This window comes from Mycolicibacterium sp. HS_4_1, assembly GCF_054515875.1.
Map to the genome: position 1 here is coordinate 1,170,586 of NZ_CM137261.1, position 15,935 is coordinate 1,186,520.

A 15,935-nucleotide genomic window follows, 5' to 3' on the forward strand; every position below is an offset into this window, starting at 1 on the left:
GCAGATGGCACAGCTGAGCCGGGAACAGGACGACCTGCTCACCGAGGTGGTGGCCCAGGTCCGGTACTGGCTCGACGACGCCGCGCGCCTGCCCGTGGCCCCGGCCGGCCGCAGATTGGCTGATGTCCTGCGTGATCCGCATGGCCTGGATTTCACCGTCGGATTCGTCGACCGCGTGATCCGGCCCGAAGACCATAAGGTTGCGGCTGCCAACCTGCGTGCCCTCGCGCGCAACGCCCCCGGCTTCCTGCCCATGCATGAACGGCTGTTGATCAAGCTCGGTGCCCTGGTGTCGGTGATCGCACCCGGCTTGGTCATTCCGATCGCCCGAAATGCGTTGCGCCAGATGGTCGGTCACCTCCTCGTCGACGCGACCGACGCCCGCCTCGGACGCTCCATCGCACGGATCCGCAAGCGAGGCGTCAGGCTCAACATCAATCTGCTCGGTGAGGCCGTGCTGGGGCGGGCCGAGGCGGCCCGCCGGCTGGAGGGCACGCAGCGGCTGCTGGCCCGTCCCGACGTCGACTACGTGTCGATCAAGGTCTCGGCCACCGTGCCGCCGCACTCGCCGTGGGCGTTCGATGAGGCCGTCGACCACATCGCGCACAACCTGCTGCCGTTGTTCACCCAGGCCGTGACCGCGCCGACCGCGAAGTTCATCAACCTCGACATGGAGGAGTACCGCGACCTGGAACTGACGATGGCAGTGTTCACCAAGCTGCTGGACCGGCCCGAACTGCTGCACCTCGAAGCCGGGATCGTCTTGCAGGCCTACCTGCCCGATGCTCTGAGCGCGATGATGCGACTGCAGAACTGGGCTCGTGCGCGCCGCGAGCGGGGTGGCGCCGGCATCAAGGTTCGGCTTGTCAAAGGCGCCAACCTGCCGATGGAACATGTGGAGGCCGCGCTGCACGGCTGGCCCCTGGCGACCTTCTCGACCAAACAGGACACGGACACGAACTACAAGCGGGTGCTGGATTACGCGTTGCAGCCCGGCCACACCGCGAATGTGCGTATCGGTGTCGCCGGACACAACCTCTTCGATATTGCCTATGCGTGGACGCTCGCCGGGGGGCGCGGCGTCCGGGATCACGTGGAGTTCGAGATGCTGCTGGGGATGGCCGAGGCGCAGGCCGAGGCCGTCCGGCGCACCGTCGGCGGTCTGTTGCTGTACGTACCGGTGGTGCATCCCAGGGACTTTGACGTGGCGATCGCCTATCTCGTGCGCCGGTTGGAGGAGGGTGCCAGCCAGGACAATTTCATGTCCGCGGTGTTCGAGCTGCACGACGACCAGGTGCTGTTCCGGCGCGAGAAGGATCGGTTCGTGGCCTCGCTGGCCGCAATCGACGACGTTGGGGCGAGCGAAGCGACGGGGGGAGCCGGTGTTCCGGAGCCGAATCGCCGACAGGACAGGCGAACCGACGATCCGAACAAGGCGGTGAGCCCGGCCGGTGGGTTCGCGAATGTCGCCGACACCGATCCGGCACTGCCCGGCAATCGACTGTGGGGACGGGCGATCACCGACCGGATCGCCGCGTCGTCGGCGGGCACGGAGCTGGTCGCCGAGCACACCGTCTCGAGCGCGTCCGTGCTCGACGGGATCATCGGCGAGGGGGTGACCGCGGGCGCGACATGGGCTGCATTGGCTGGTGCGCAGCGGGCGGCAGTCCTTCGGCGTGCGGCGGCAACGCTGCAGGCAGCGCGGGCGGTATTGCTGGAGGTGATGGCCTCCGAGTGCGGCAAGACCCTGGATCAGGGTGATCCCGAGGTGTCGGAGGCCATCGATTTCGCGAATTACTATGCGGCACAAGCAGAAAATCTCGACGCCGTCGACGGTGCTGTCGCGGTGCCGGCCGGATTGGCGGTGGTCACGCCGCCATGGAACTTCCCGGTGGCGATCCCCGCCGGATCGGTGCTGGCCGCGCTGGCCGCGGGTAGTCCCGTCATCATCAAACCTGCCGGTCAGGCCAGGCGGTGTGGATCCGTTATGGTGCAGGCGCTTTGGGACGCCGGCGTGCCGCGAGATGTGCTGCAGTTGGTGCACCTCGACGAGGGCGAACTCGGCAGGCAATTGGTATCCGACCCGCGGGTTAGCAGGCTGATCCTCACCGGAGCCTTCGAGACCGCGGAATTGTTCCGCAGCTTCCGGCCCGACTTGCCGCTGCTGGCCGAGACGAGTGGCAAGAACTCCATCATCGTCACCCCGCATGCTGATCTCGATCTCGCGGTGAAAGACCTGGTGTACTCAGCCTTCGGGCACGCAGGTCAGAAGTGTTCGGCAGCGTCGCTCGGCATTCTGGTGGGCTCCGTGGCCCGGTCCGCGCGGTTCCGCGACCAGCTCGTCGATGCCGTCACCTCCCTGAAGGTCGGCTACCCGACAGATCCGACCGTGCAGGTGGGCCCCATCATCGAACCCGCGTACGGCAAGCTGCTGCGTGCACTCACGCAGCTCTCGCCTGGGGAGCAGTGGCTGGTGGCGCCTCGCCAACTCGATGACACCGGGCGGCTCTGGTCACCCGGAGTGAAGACGGGAGTTCGATACGGCTCGGAATTCCACCTCACCGAATACTTCGGTCCGATCCTGGGCCTCATCGCCGCCAATGACCTCGACGAGGCGATCGCCATTGCGAACCGGGTCGACTACGGCCTGACGGCAGGGTTGCACAGCCTGGACCGCGGCGAGGTCGAACGCTGGCTCGACCGGGTCGAGGCCGGCAATGCCTATGTGAACCGCTCGACCGTCGGGGCGATCGTGCGGCGTCAGCCTTTCGGCGGGTGGAAGAAGTCGGCGGTTGGTGCGGGCGCGAAGGCCGGAGGTCCGAATTACCTGATCGGACTCAGTGATTGGCGTTCCGCGCCGGCCACCCAGACCGCCTCGGTATCACCATCGGTACGCGCGATCCTGGATGCCGCAAAGACTGTCGGACTGGACCCCGGAGAACTGGGTTTCCTCGAGCGGTCCTTCGGATCCGACGCCCATGCCTGGGCGACGGAGTTCGGCGTTGCGCGCGATGTGTCGGCCCTGATGGCGGAGAAGAACGTCTTCCGGTACCTGCCGGTGCCGGTGACGGTGCGCGCCGAGAACGCTGCTCCGGCAGCTGTGCTGCGGGTGGTCGGCGCGGGAATCCTGGCCGGTTCGCCCCTCGCCGTCTCCACTGCCTTTCCGCTCGATCAGGCGATTGCCGAGACGATGGCGACCGCCGGCGTCGTCTGCCGGGTAGAAGATGCGGTGGCGTGGCGGAACACATTGCGCGACAAAGGACCTGGGCGGGTTCGCCTGCTCGGCGGCAGCCGCGAACAGTTCGCTCGCGACAGTGCCGGCAATGTCGGCATTGCGCTCTACGCAGGGCCGGTTGTCGAAGCCGGGCGGATCGAGCTGTTGACGTTCCTGCAGGAGCAGGCGATAGCGGTGACGGCGCACCGATTCGGTTCTCCGACACCGTTGTCCGAGAACCTGTTTCGGTGAATCGTCCCCTCAGAGCGCGTAGGCCAGCTTGAGCTTGTCGAGCAGATACGGCCCCGACACCACTGGCTCGTACCGCGGCGGATTGTCAGCGGCTGCGCACGTGGGGATGCACTCGATCACGGCGTCGAAGTTGGGCTGATGGAAGAACGGCAGGCTGTACCGCTCGCCGCCATCGCCACTGCTCACCACGCGGTGGACAGTGCTGACCCAGCGGTCGTTGGTCCACCGGGCCAGCAGGTCTCCGATGTTGATGACGAATGCGCCGGGGACCACCGGCACGTCGAGCCATTCGCCGCGGTCACCCCGAACCTGTAGCCCGCCCTGCGATCCGTCCTGCAGCAGGATGGTCAGATTGCCCCAGTCGCTGTGCTGGCTCAGCCGGATCTCGCCGGCCGGCCGGTCGTCGGCGGGGTAGTAGTTGGCCATCAGATTGGAGTGGTGCCGGTCGATCGACCTGTCGAACCAGTCCTCGCGCAGGCCGAGTGCGAGTGCGAATAGCCGCGACAGTTCGGTTGCGAGCATTGCCATTTCGGTGTAGTAGCGCTCGTATGCGGCGCGGAAACCCGGGAGTTCGGGCCACCGCTCGACGACGGCCACGCGCGCGTCGGTCCAGCCGGTACCGCTGAGGCCTTCCGGGTTGCCCAGCGGGAAGTGGACGAACTTCTCGACACGGTCCGGCTCCTGATGTTCGGCCTCGACATCCGCGCCGTCATTGGTGGCTGCAAGCTTGCCCGCGCTGCTGAATCCGCGGGCCAGCGGGTCGCCGGGCTGCGCTCTGACGCGGTCCTTCTCGGCCTGCGGTAGCGCGAAGAACTCGCGCAGGGCGTGCTTGACGTCGTGGATGGCTTTGTAGGGCACGCCGTGGCCGACAAGGATCAGGAAGCCACTGGTCTCGCAGCACCGGCCAATCGCCGCGGCCACCGCCTGGCGATGAGACGGGTCGCCGCTGCGGGCGCTGCTGATGTCTATCACGGGGACGAAGCCGTCCTGCAGGACGATGCGGTCGACGATCACTTCTGTCTGGGGCATGAGCCCGACGGTAGGACCTCAACTTTGGTTGAGATCAAGCGTGAAAATTCTTCTTGCGCAAAGACGCCGGCCGGCGACGAATCAGTGGCTCTGGTGCACCGTGGTGTCGACGCGCGGCGCCTGAGCGTGTGGCTGGATGTCTTCGAGCCACTGCAGCTGATCGATGCCGTGGTTGTTGTGCGACGCCACAACGGTTTCCGGCAGAGCTTTCTGGCTGTCGTCGGTGAACGACCACACGATCGGGGACACCAGGACTCCGACTGCCAGTGCGCCTGCGAGAACGTAACGACCCACTGTCTGCTGTGCAAAACCGCTGATCGTCTTCATGTTGCTGCCTCCTGCTGGGTGTTGTACCCAGATCAACAGGTGGCGGGAACGTCATCATCCCAGGTGGCGCGATGTTTACCCGAGTTGGCAGGATTGCCTTACCGGGCCATGTGCAACCGCAGCAGCGTCCACGCCGCCAGCGTTTGCGCATCGGTGATGTCGCCGCCGCGGATCATGTCCTCGATCTGCCCGGCGGTGAACCACTCGCTGTGCATGTCCTGCTCTTCATGCTCACGCTCGTGTTCGCCTTCGGTGATGTCGGTCGCTAGGTAGGCCCAGCCGCGCTGGCTGCACATCCCCGGTGCGACATCCAACTGGCCCAACACTTCCCACGTCCCGGCTCGCAGCCCGGTCTCCTCGCGGAGTTCCTGCACGGCCAGATCTGCGGGCGCGGGCTCGTTGCCGTCCAGTGTGCCCGGTGCCGTGCCCTGCACAAACTCCCAGCGCCGCAACCCAATTGGATAACGGAACTGCTCCACCATGCGGTAGCGGTCGCCGTCGTGGGCGATTACCAGTGCGTACGTGGGTTTGTCCACCACCCCGTAGATGCCGGTGGTGCCATCGGGGCGGCGGATGTCGTCTTCGCGCACGGACATCCAGTTGTTGCGGTACACCTCACGGGAGCCGACGCGTTCGATCACAGCTCCAGTATCGCCGACAGGCAACAGGACCGCCCTTATCGCGCGGCGGGTGGCTACTGGAGGCGGCCTGCGCCGGTCGCCGCCTGGTTGAGATGTGCCGGAGGATGTGCGCCGAGTTGCACTATGAGCTGGGCAAGCAGCGCGTCGAGTTCGGCACCGACAGCGCTGATTTCGGGATGGTGGTAGCTGTCGAACAGCAAGCTGGGCTGGTCGACGGCCAGGTGAGTATGGCCGACGGGATCGGCGTAGAGCAGTGTTCGCAGCGGCGCGTGCAGCATCACGCTTGGGTCGTGGCGGAACATGCGCTCTGCGATGGTGTGGTTGCCCATCAAGTACTGGGTGGCTTTCCAGCCGGCTGTCGATGTGGCCATGATCGCGGTGACGTCGCCGCGGTAGTAGTACATGAACCCGTGGGGTGCGTTGCTGTCGGCGAGGTCGAGGTGGGCTTGCCAGGTGGCCAGTTGGGAGAAGCGGCCGTAATCGACTTCGGGCACCAGGGTTTCATAGAGGGTGCGGGCGGCGTCGTAGGAATGTGGCAGATCGACGATCAGGCGCCGCGACGGGTGCTTGATGGCGGGGGTGGTCGCGTTCATGGGTGAGCTTTCTCCTGGATGTAGTCGCCTCCACGTCGTGGACGTCGAGGATGATGGTCATCAAAACTTCGCTGCGCATGGGGGTGGCGACCGTACGGGATCACCGACATCTCTGAGTATTGAGAACTATACTCAGAAGGATTGTGTTCCCCGCATGTTGCTGTGTGTCACGTGTCCCTGGACGACGCGGTCGACATTCGCTGCCCCTGGACAGGCGAGTAGCCTCGCGATGTGCTGCTGACCTCTCTGAACCCCGCCGTCATCGCTGCCGGGCACGACCTCGAAGACGCGGTACGCATCGACGGCGCGGTGTTGTCGCGCAGCGATCTGGTCGGCGCCGCGACCTCGGTGGCCGAGCGGGTCGCGGGTGCCTCTCTGGTGGCGGTGCTGGCCCGGCCGACGGCCACGACAGTGCTGGCCGTCGCGGGCTGCCTGATCGCGGGGGTGCCGGTGGTTCCGGTGCCTGCCGACGTCGGCACGGCGGAACGTCGGCACATGATCACCGATTCCGGTGCGCAGGCGTGGCTGGGCGAGGCGCCTGAGGAAACCGAAGGACTACCTGTTATTCCGGTGCGGCTGCACGCCCGGTCCTGGCACCGCTACGCCGAGCCGTCGCCCGATTCGACGGCGCTGATCATGTACACCTCGGGCACCACGGGGCTGCCGAAGGGCGTGGTGATCAGCCGGCGCGCCATCGCTGCCGATATCGACGCGCTGGCCAAGGCCTGGGCCTGGACCCCGGCCGACACCTTGGTGCACGGCCTGCCGCTGTTCCACGTGCACGGACTGATCCTGGGGCTGCTGGGCTCGCTGCGAATCGGAAATCGCTTCGTGCACACCGGCAAACCCACGCCGGCTGCTTACGCCGCGGCGGCCGGTTCGCTGTACTTCGGGGTGCCGACCGTCTGGTCCCGCGTGGTGGCCGACGCCGCGGCCGCCGAGGCGCTGCGCGGTGCGCGGCTGCTCGTGTCGGGCAGTGCGGCACTGCCGGTGCCGGTGTTCGACGACCTCGTACGGCTCACCGGGCATGCGCCGCTGGAGCGCTACGGCAGCACGGAATCATTGATCACCCTGTCCACCCGGATCGACGGCGAACGCCGGCCCGGCTGGGTGGGGCTGCCGCTGGAGGGGGTGCAGACGCGGCTGGTTGCCGAAGATGGGTCTGCGGTGCCGCACGACGGGGACACCATTGGCCGTCTTGAAGTTTCGGCGCCGACAATCTTCAGCGGCTATCTCAACCGGCCCGAGGCGACGGCCGAGGTGCTGGGCGACGACGGCTGGTACCGCACCGGCGACGTGGCCGTCATCGACGACGGCGGAATGCACCGCATCGTCGGCCGCGAGTCGGTGGACCTCATCAAGTCGGGCGGCTTCCGGGTCGGCGCCGGGGAGATCGAGACCGTCCTGCTGGGCCACCCCGGGGTGGCCGAAGCTGCAGTGGTCGGCATGCCCGACGATGACCTGGGACAGCGGATCGTCGCGTTCGTGGTCGGAACGGCGTCGTCACAGGAGCTCATCGACTTTGTGGCGCAACAGCTTTCGGTGCACAAACGGCCGCGTGAAGTGCGCATCGTCGACGGCCTGCCCCGCAACGCCATGGGCAAGGTGCAGAAGAAGCTCCTCGTCTAACTCCCGCGAGCGTGCGTGTCCGCGTGCGACACGCCGTGTTCAGCGCGCCGTTCGCGCACGTTCGAGGGTGGTGAGCGTGCGGGAATGCCGCACGTCTCCACGGCCTTATAGATGTCATGCAACTCAGCGACGAAGCCCGCGCCCTCATCGGAAGCGGCGCCAACGCAACGCTCGTCACCCTGAACGAGGATGGCAGCCCGCAGGTTTCGGTGGTTTGGGTGGAGCTGCAATCCACCCCTGACGGCGACGAACTGGTCAGCGCGCACCGCGCCGAGCGCAAGAAGGTGCGGAACATGCGCCGCGACGGCCGGGTCGCGCTGACCATCATCGGCGACGACCGGGGCGCTGCCCACGTCAAGCCGTACCTTGCGATCACCGGTACCGCCCGCATCGTCGAGGGTGGGTCGCCCGAGGTCCTGCGGCGACTGACTGCGGTCATGGCGCCGGAATTCGTCGGCCAGTTCCCGGGCCCCGACGCGCCGCCGGGATTCCTCACCCGCATCACCATCGACAAGGTCACCGGCGTCGGTGTCTAGCTACCGCTCAGCGGTGCCCGACGTAAATGGCGTCCGCTGCCACTGTGGGGACTCCGAGTTCGGCCGCAACCGCATCGATCGCGCGACCGGCGGCGGCGATATTCACCTCCCCGTCTGAGGTGTAGTACGGCTGGATGTAGCGCTCGTAGTAGCACTGCACCTCTTGGTGGGTCATCCGGTCAAGAAACGATGCGATGTACTTGACCGCCAGATCGGGTTGGTCGGCGAAGAGTTTGAGCGCCCGTCGGTTGGCTCGCACCAGCGCCTCCACAGCCGGGCTGTCAATCGGGTTGTGGGCCGGGTCAACGGCGATTCCCACGGTGGGAATCTGGAAGTGATCGCCAACCCAGGCCAGTACATGGAAGCCTTCCTCCTCGGCGACTTGTTCTGGTCCGATGGTGCTTCCGACGTAGGCCGCGTCGATCGAACCGTCGCGAAGCTGCCGCAGGTCCATCTGATAGTCGCCGGGATGCCTTGCCACGCAGTGCAGGTCGCGATCCGGGTCCAGATCGTGTTTGCGCAGGACGATGCGCGCGAAGCAACCTGGCGGGCTATCTGGGGCGTGTACTGCCAGGCGCCGACCGCGGAGGTCGGCCATCGATTTGATGTCGGGGCCACCGAGGAACCAGAACAGCGGACGATCGGTGTTGGCACTGAGCACGGCCCATTGAAAGCCGTCGGTCAGCCGCGACAACACCGCCCGGCCGAGCCCGATCGTCGCACAGGTACGGACCCGCGTCACGTCCCAACGAGTGCCGTCCCGCATCGCGACGTGAACTCCCTCGTCTTCGAAGAAGCCTTCCTGATCTGCCACATAAGCAATCAACTCCTCGTGGATACCGCGCCCGACGTAGGCCAGGTCGATCGTGTCCATGGCTCGGGGTCCTTTCCCGATCGTGATGAGAGCTGTTGTAGTGCAGTCGCATTCAGTCCATCGTCAAGCCGCCGTCGAGCGGGAAGTAGTGCCCCGTGGTGAAACCCGAATCTTCACCGGCCAAGAAGGCCAACGTGTTGGCCACTTCGTCGGGGGTGACCAGTCGTCCCATGGGCGCAGCGGCACCGAGTGTGGTCAGTTGCGCCGCCGTCAGTTTCTCGCTCATCGAACTTCCCTGCACGGTGGCCGGAGCGACCAGGTTGGCGGTGATGCCGTGCGGCGCCAACTCGAGCGCTACATAGCGGACAAACTGATTCATGGCCGCCTTGGCCACGCCGAGGTTGATCATGCCGTTGCGCGGGTGCCGCGACGGCGCGGCGGTGAGGTAGAGCAACCGGCCATAGCCGCGGGACGTCATACCTGGCACAGCAGCTTTGGTGAGAAGGAACGCGGCGTGTAGCTCGCGGTCCAGCTTGCCGCCGAGCTGCTCCCAGGTCAGGTCGGCGAACGATGTGATGTCGTAAGGAATCAGCGCATTGTGAATGAGCACGTCGACCGGACCCCAGCGTCGCTCAGTGGCTGCGAACATTGCGGCTATGTCGTCGGCCACGGTCACGTCCGCCCCGACCGAGATCGCCTCACCGCCGGCCGCGGCAATGGCCGCGACCACTTCGTCGGCCTCCTGGGCGCTGGCGCGGTAATTGACGACCACTCGAAACCCGCGGTCGGCCAGAACCCGTGCGGTCGCCGCACCGATTCCTCGGCTGGCTCCGGTGATCACCGCGACTCGTGACATTGGGGTCGGCCTCCGTTGACGGGAAGAACTCTGTGGCTTGGCATTTGTATGCGAAGATCGGACGACGACGTTGCGGCCAGTGAAACGCACTGACTGCAAGGCGGATTCGCCCCTGGAACCCTTCACGATCGTACGGCGTGACGCGGCCGCGGTACAGATGTCGCGCACGATTTCACCCATGACCACGGGCTGATCCCTCGCTGTCAGGCGACTGTGACGACGCTGCGACTGGCGACGTCTCCGGGGTAGCCATTCCGGTCGCCAGCGCGCGAAGATGTTGATGCGACGGCGCAGCGGCTTTTCCGAAGCTGTCGAGGTTACGCAAGGAGGCGCATGTGGCCACGCTCGTCTCGGTCAACGTCGGTATGCCCAAGCACGTGCCATGGAAGAACAGCACCATTGTGACCGGTATCTGGAAGACGCCGGTCGATGGTCCAGTCATGGTGCGGCGGCTCAACATCGACGGCGATGGTCAAGGCGATCTAGCAGGTCATGGCGGCGAACAGCGCGCGGTCATGGTTTACCAGACGGAGTCCTATGACTTTTGGGGCGAATACCTGGCCCGAGACGATCTCGCACCGGGAGACTTCGGCGAGAACTTCACCGTCAGTGGACTCGCTGACGACGAGGTCTGTATAGGCGATCGCTACCGCATCGGAGATGCCGAGTTCGAGGTCACCCAGCCCCGCGTCACCTGCTTTCGTCTGGGGATTCGGCTCAATGAGCCGCAGATGCCCAAACTGCTTGTCTCCCAACGTCGCCCAGGATTCTACTTCCGTGTCATCAGGGAAGGTCAGGTGCGTGCCGGTGACGACGTGGTCAGGACTCGGCGCGGACTTCATGAGCTCAGCGTCAGTGATGTCGATGCACTGCTCTACCTGCCGGATCGAGATAGGGGGCAACTTCGCAAGATCGTCGAAGTTCCGGCGTTGAGCACCGGTTGGCTGCAGTCGTTTCGCGACATGCTTGCGGCGCACGAGGCCTCAGGGGTTCTTACCGGACCGCCTATCGGGACCGAACCGGGGTGGAACGGGTTTCGTGCGTTGCAAGTGACTGCAGTGCACCATGAAACCTCGGCAGTGGTGTCCATTTGGCTGAAAGAGCAGGACCGCAGCCCGTTACCGGGACCGCTTGCCGGCCAGTACCTCACGATCAGGGTTCCGCAGGCCGGTGAACCGGCACCGGTGCGGAGTTACTCGATATCGGGCAGCCCCACCCCCAGTGCCTACCGCATCAGCGTGAAACGAGAAGAGCGGGGGATGGTCAGCAGCTGGTTGCACGCCCACGCGGTCCCAGGGCTTGTGCTCGAGGTCGCCGCCCCTCGCGGCGATTTCTGTCTCACCGGCGAGACCTCCCCGGTGGTCTTGGTCTCCGCCGGTATCGGAGTAACTCCGGTTCTGGCAATGCTGCATTGGCTGTCCGCAACAGACAGGGGCCGGGAAATCTGGTGGCTGCACACCGCGCGGAATCGTGAAACACATGCTTTCGCAGCCGAAATCGATGCGCTGATTGCGACACTTCCCAACGCACGTCAGCAGACCATCTATACACAGACTCAAGGACGATTGAACCGGGCGATGTTGGTTGCGCTGGGCCTGCCGCCAGCCGCGGCGGCATACGTTTGTGGGCCAACCAATTTCATGGCTGAGGTTCGGGATGGCCTCCTGGCCGCCGGCTTGGATCCGGCGCGGGTGTACACCGAGACGTTCGGCGCCTTACCTTCGATACATCCCGGCGTCGTCGACGAAGTGGCTCGTCGGGCCCCGCATCCGCCATCGGGCCGGGCCGGCACCGGTCCTGCCGTGGTCTTCTCCCGCAGCGGGCTCACGGTGCAGTGGTCGCCGGACTACGACAGCCTTCTCGACCTGGCTGACGCCTGCGATGTCCCGACCCGCTTCGCCTGCCGAAGCGGTGTGTGTCACCTGTGCGAGACCGAAATCATCGCGGGCACAACTACATATATCCGGGAACCGCTCGAACCTCCCCGAGTCGGAGCCGTCTTGATCTGCTCGGCCGCACCGGAAAGCGATGTGGTGCTCGATATCTGATCAGTTGGCGTGCAACGCCTCGTTGAGGGTGATGCCGGTGCCGTCACGCTTGACGACCTCGACCGCGCCGCTGACCGAGTTCCGGCGGAACAGCAGGTTGTTCGAGCCGGACAGCTCCTTGGCCTTGACAGTCTGACCGTCGGCGGTGGTCACCTTCGTGCCGGCGGTGACGTACAGGCCGGCCTCGATGACGCAGTCGTCGCCGAGCGAGATGCCCAGGCCGGCGTTGGCGCCCAGCAGGCACCGCTTGCCCACCGAGATGACCTCTTTGCCGCCGCCGGACAGCGTGCCCATGATCGACGCGCCACCACCGACGTCGGACCCGTCATCGACGACGACGCCCCCCGAGATGCGGCCCTCCACCATCGAGGTGCCGAGGGTGCCGGCGTTGAAGTTGACGAAGCCCTCGTGCATGACCGTGGTGCCCGACGCCAGGTGCGCGCCCAGGCGGACGCGGTCGGCGTCGGCGATGCGCACGCCGCTCGGCAGCACGTAGTCGACCATGCGGGGGAACTTGTCTACGCCGAACACGGTGACGGTGCCGCGACGGCGCAGCTTGGCGCGGACGGTCTCGAAGCCCTCGACCGCGCACGGGCCGAAGTTGGTCCACACCACGTTGGTCAGGAGGCCGAAGATGCCGTCCAGGTTGGCGCCGTGGGGCGCGACCAGACGGTGTGACAGCAGGTGCAGTCGCAGCCAGACATCGTGCGTGTCGGCGGGCTTGTCATCCAGCGAGGCGATGGTGGTCCGCACGATCTCGGTGCGCACGCCGCGATCCTCATCGGTGCCGACGAGGGCTTCCAGCTCAGCGGGGACCGGGCCGGCCGCGGCGTCGGCCGAGAGCGCGGGCGCGGGGAACCAGGTGTCCAGGACCGTTCCGTCGGCGGTGATGGTGGCGATGCCGATGCCGGATGCACCAGAAGAAGAAGTCACGTTGGCCAAGGTTACTGAACCAGCGCGGAACTGGGGGCACCACCCAGGAGAGGGCGGTGCCCCCAGCTCGCGCGGAAACCAGCTCACTGCAGGTGATGGACCTCCTGCAGGCCGTAGACCGGCGTGGGGATGCCCTCATAACGGGCCTTGAGCTGCAGCGCCAGGTACAGCGAGTAGTGCCGCGACTGGTGCAGGTTGCCGCCGTGGAACCACAGGTTCTCCTGCTGCGTCGGCTTCCACATGTTGCGCTGCTCGCCCTCCCACGGACCGGGGTCCTTGGCCGTCCCGCTGCCCAGGCCCCACACCTTGCCGACGCGGTCGGCGATCTCCTGGCCCATCAGGTCGGCGGCCCAGCCGTTCATCGACCCGTAGCCGGTCGCGTAGACGACGACGTCGGCGGGCAGCTCGGTGCCGTCGGCCAGCACCACCGCGTCCTTGGTCAGGTGCGACACCTGGCCGTGTGCCAGCTTGATCGACCCGTTGGCCACCAGCTCACACGCACCGACGTCGATGTAGTAGCCCGAGCCGCGGCGCAGGTACTTCATGAACAGCCCGGAGTCGTCGTCGCCGAAGTCCAGTTCGAACCCGGCAGCCTCCAGCCGGTCATAGAAGTCCTTGTCCCGCACCCGGATCGCGTCGTAGATCGGTCGCTGGAAATCGGCCATGATGGCGTAGGGCAGCGACGCGAACGTCAGGTCGGCCTTCTCGGTCGTCATGCCCGCGGCCACCGCCCGCTCGGAGTACAGATCCCCGAGACCGAGGTCCATCAGCGAATCCGATTTGACGACGTGGGTCGACGAGCGCTGCAGCATCGTCACGTCGACGCCGTTCTCGTACAGGGCTTTACAGATGTCGTGCGCGGAGTTGTTGGACCCCACCACGACGACCTTCTTGCCCACGTAGCGGTCCGGCCCCGGATGCTGGCTCGAGTGGTGCTGTTCGCCGGCGAAGACGTCCTGGCCCGGAAGCGTTGGGATGCTGGGCTTTCCGGACATCCCGGTTGCCAGCACCAGTTGCGTCGGATGCAAGGTCAGCTGCTCGCCGTCACGATTCACTTCGACGGTCCACCGGCCGGCCTCGGAATCATAAGTGGCCGAGAGGCATTCGGTGCGTGACCAGTACGGCACCTCCATGACCTTGGTGTAGAACTCCAGCCAGTCACCGACCTTGTCCTTCGGCGCGAACACCGGCCAGTTGGCCGGGAACGGCAGGTAGGGCAGGTGGTCGTACCAGACCGGGTCGTGCAGGCACAGGGACTTGTACCGCCCCCGCCACTGGTCACCGGGTCGGTCGTGCTTGTCGACGACGATGGCCGGCACGCCGAGCTGACGCAGCCGCGCACCCAGCGCGATACCGCCCTGGCCGCCGCCGATCACCAGCACATAGGGCTGCTTCTCGCGGCCCAGTGTCGCCTCTTCCTCGGCGCGCTTCTCGGCCCACGAGCGTGGGTCGGGATCGGACCCGTGCACGGCGCCGAGCACCCGCGTCGCGCCCTTGCGTTCCTCATGGCCCTTGAGCTCCTGCAGTGTCGTCAGCAGCGTCCAACCTTCGTCGCCACGCAGCCGCAGGTGCCCCGAGCCGCGCCCGGTGGCCGTCTCGAACTCGATGAATGCCGACGTCACGTCGCCGTCGGCGGTGGCGGGTTCGCGCATCCGGAACCCGGATGGAGTGGTGTCGGCCAGTCGGGCGCGCAGCATGCCGGCGATCTGGTCGCGTCCTTCGACGGTCTTGAGGTTCCAGGTGAAGGCGACGAGGTCGCGCCAGAAGCTGTCGACGGCGAACATCCCGACCACGCCGTCGATGTCCTGTGCGGCCAGCGCCGCTTCGAAGTTGGCGAGCCAGGTCTCGACACGCTGCTGCGGAGAGACGGCGGTTGTGGGTTCCAGTGTTGCGGTCATGTGACTCAGGACACAGCCAGGGCGCAACTTCCGACAAGAGTTGCACCACGTTGCAGCGTTGCAACCCCCTGCAACTCTGTCGGGATGTGGTCGCCGTCACATACAACTGGGCTCATGAGAGCAGCTGTCTATTACGGTCCCAACAAAGTCTCGGTCGAGGACGTCGCCATCCCGACCCCCGGGCCGGGCCAGGTGCAACTGCAGGTCGGCTTCAACGGCATCTGCGGCACCGACCTGCACGAGTACTACGCCGGCCCCATCTTCGTCCCCACGCAGCCGCATCCGCTGACCCACCAGGAGCTGCCACTGACGCTGGGCCACGAATTCTCCGGCATCATCACGGCTGTCGGCGCCGGCGTCACCGAATGGCGCGAGGGCGACCGGGTGGCCGTCGAGCCGATCTACAAATGCGGCCACTGCGGACCCTGCGCGGCGGGCAACTACAACGTCTGCCAGCAAATCGGCTTCCACGGCCTGATGTCCGACGGTGGCATGGCCGAATACACCGTCGTGCCGACGAACATGCTGCACCGATTGCCCGACAACGTCTCGCTGGAACTCGGAGCGCTCGTCGAACCGATGTCGGTCGCCTACCACGCCGCCACTCTCGGCGACGTCCGTTCCGGTGACACCGCGATGGTGTTCGGTGCGGGCCCGATCGGCATCGGGCTGTGGTTCGCCTTGCGGGGCAAGGGACTTCAGGAGGTCTTCGTCGTCGAGCCGTCGCCGACCCGGCGGGCGGCCATTGAAGCGCTCGGCGCCGTCACGCTCGACCCGACAGCCACCGACGTGCCGGGCTTCATTGCCGACCACACCTACGGCGCCGGAGCCGACGCCGTGTTCGACGCCGCCGGCGTCACCCCCGCCGTCGAGACCGCGTTGGCCTGCGTCGGATCGCGCAAACCCATGGTCAGCGTTGCCATCTACGAAAAGCCGCTGCAGACCCCGCTTTTGCGCCTCGTGATGAACGAGTCCCGAATCCAGGGCTCGCTCTGCTACACCGGCGCCGACTTCGAAGCTGTCATCGCGTTGATGGCGCAAGGTGCCTACGACACCACCGGATGGGTGGCCCAGATCCCGATAGGCGACGTGGTCAGCGAGGGGTTCGAAGCGCTGCACGCGGGGAACAAGATGAAGGTTCTGGTCGACCCGACGCGATGAGCGG

General features: G+C 66.2%; 13 protein-coding genes. 5 read left to right on the plus strand and 8 right to left on the minus strand.

All coding sequences use genetic code 11. The features are described from left to right. Nucleotides 1-4 precede the first annotated feature (4 nt). Nucleotides 5-3,466, plus strand: coding sequence for a bifunctional proline dehydrogenase/L-glutamate gamma-semialdehyde dehydrogenase (locus ACX12F_RS05635; protein WP_459370245.1), 3,462 nt, complete (start codon nucleotides 5-7; stop codon nucleotides 3,464-3,466). Nucleotides 3,467-3,475: 9 nt separating this feature from the next. Here ACX12F_RS05635 and ACX12F_RS05640 read toward each other — a convergent pair whose 3' ends face one another. From ACX12F_RS05640 to ACX12F_RS05655, 4 genes are all read right to left on the minus strand, one after another. Continuing rightward, entirely contained in the window at nucleotides 3,476-4,495 is a 1,020-nt protein-coding gene (locus ACX12F_RS05640; RefSeq protein WP_459368656.1) for an isopenicillin N synthase family dioxygenase, read from the minus strand. Between the two features lie 81 nt (nucleotides 4,496-4,576). Beyond that, the gene (locus tag ACX12F_RS05645) at nucleotides 4,577-4,822 is read right to left on the minus strand and encodes a hypothetical protein (RefSeq protein WP_459368657.1); all 246 of its coding nucleotides are present in this window, start codon (nucleotides 4,820-4,822) and stop codon (nucleotides 4,577-4,579) included. 98 nt (nucleotides 4,823-4,920) lie between these two features. Continuing rightward, nucleotides 4,921-5,418, minus strand: coding sequence for an NUDIX domain-containing protein (locus tag ACX12F_RS05650; RefSeq protein ID WP_459370246.1), 498 nt, complete (start codon nucleotides 5,416-5,418; stop codon nucleotides 4,921-4,923). Nucleotides 5,419-5,516: 98 nt separating this feature from the next. After that, nucleotides 5,517-6,056: a DUF302 domain-containing protein gene (locus ACX12F_RS05655; protein ID WP_459368658.1), complete on the minus strand. Its 540-nt coding sequence runs from the start codon at nucleotides 6,054-6,056 to the stop codon at nucleotides 5,517-5,519. A 231-nt stretch (nucleotides 6,057-6,287) separates the two neighbouring features. Between ACX12F_RS05655 and ACX12F_RS05660 the strand changes: the two genes are divergently transcribed. Together ACX12F_RS05660 and ACX12F_RS05665 are read left to right on the plus strand one after the other, a co-directional pair. Next, nucleotides 6,288-7,685, plus strand: a complete 1,398-nt coding sequence (locus tag ACX12F_RS05660; RefSeq protein ID WP_459368659.1) for an acyl-CoA synthetase — start codon at nucleotides 6,288-6,290, stop codon at nucleotides 7,683-7,685. A gap of 116 nt (nucleotides 7,686-7,801) precedes the next feature. Further along, nucleotides 7,802-8,221: a TIGR03618 family F420-dependent PPOX class oxidoreductase gene (locus ACX12F_RS05665; RefSeq protein WP_459368660.1), complete on the plus strand. Its 420-nt coding sequence runs from the start codon at nucleotides 7,802-7,804 to the stop codon at nucleotides 8,219-8,221. A 7-nt stretch (nucleotides 8,222-8,228) separates the two neighbouring features. On the opposite strand, the gene ACX12F_RS05670 is transcribed toward ACX12F_RS05665, so the two are convergent. Together ACX12F_RS05670 and ACX12F_RS05675 are read right to left on the minus strand one after the other, a co-directional pair. Next, a complete protein-coding gene (locus ACX12F_RS05670; protein ID WP_459368661.1) occupies nucleotides 8,229-9,095 on the minus strand; it encodes an ABC transporter substrate-binding protein in 867 nt (288 codons plus the stop codon). 52 nt (nucleotides 9,096-9,147) lie between these two features. Further along, complete coding sequence (locus tag ACX12F_RS05675) at nucleotides 9,148-9,891, minus strand: SDR family NAD(P)-dependent oxidoreductase (RefSeq protein WP_459368662.1); 744 nt, start codon at nucleotides 9,889-9,891, stop codon at nucleotides 9,148-9,150. Between the two features lie 335 nt (nucleotides 9,892-10,226). Between ACX12F_RS05675 and ACX12F_RS05680 the strand changes: the two genes are divergently transcribed. After that, complete coding sequence (locus ACX12F_RS05680; RefSeq protein ID WP_459368663.1) at nucleotides 10,227-11,939, plus strand: MOSC domain-containing protein; 1,713 nt, start codon at nucleotides 10,227-10,229, stop codon at nucleotides 11,937-11,939. On the opposite strand, the gene dapD is transcribed toward ACX12F_RS05680, so the two are convergent. Both dapD and ACX12F_RS05690 read right to left on the minus strand, forming a co-directional pair. Further along, a complete protein-coding gene (dapD, locus tag ACX12F_RS05685; protein ID WP_459368664.1) occupies nucleotides 11,940-12,872 on the minus strand; it encodes a 2,3,4,5-tetrahydropyridine-2,6-dicarboxylate N-succinyltransferase in 933 nt (310 codons plus the stop codon). It abuts the gene before it with no gap. An 83-nt stretch (nucleotides 12,873-12,955) separates the two neighbouring features. Continuing rightward, complete coding sequence (locus tag ACX12F_RS05690; RefSeq protein WP_459368665.1) at nucleotides 12,956-14,770, minus strand: NAD(P)-binding domain-containing protein; 1,815 nt, start codon at nucleotides 14,768-14,770, stop codon at nucleotides 12,956-12,958. 114 nt (nucleotides 14,771-14,884) lie between these two features. Here ACX12F_RS05690 and ACX12F_RS05695 point away from each other — a divergent pair, with 114 nt between their 5' ends. Further along, entirely contained in the window at nucleotides 14,885-15,931 is a 1,047-nt protein-coding gene (locus tag ACX12F_RS05695) for a 2,3-butanediol dehydrogenase (RefSeq protein ID WP_459368666.1), read from the plus strand. Nucleotides 15,932-15,935: the final 4 nt, after the last annotated feature.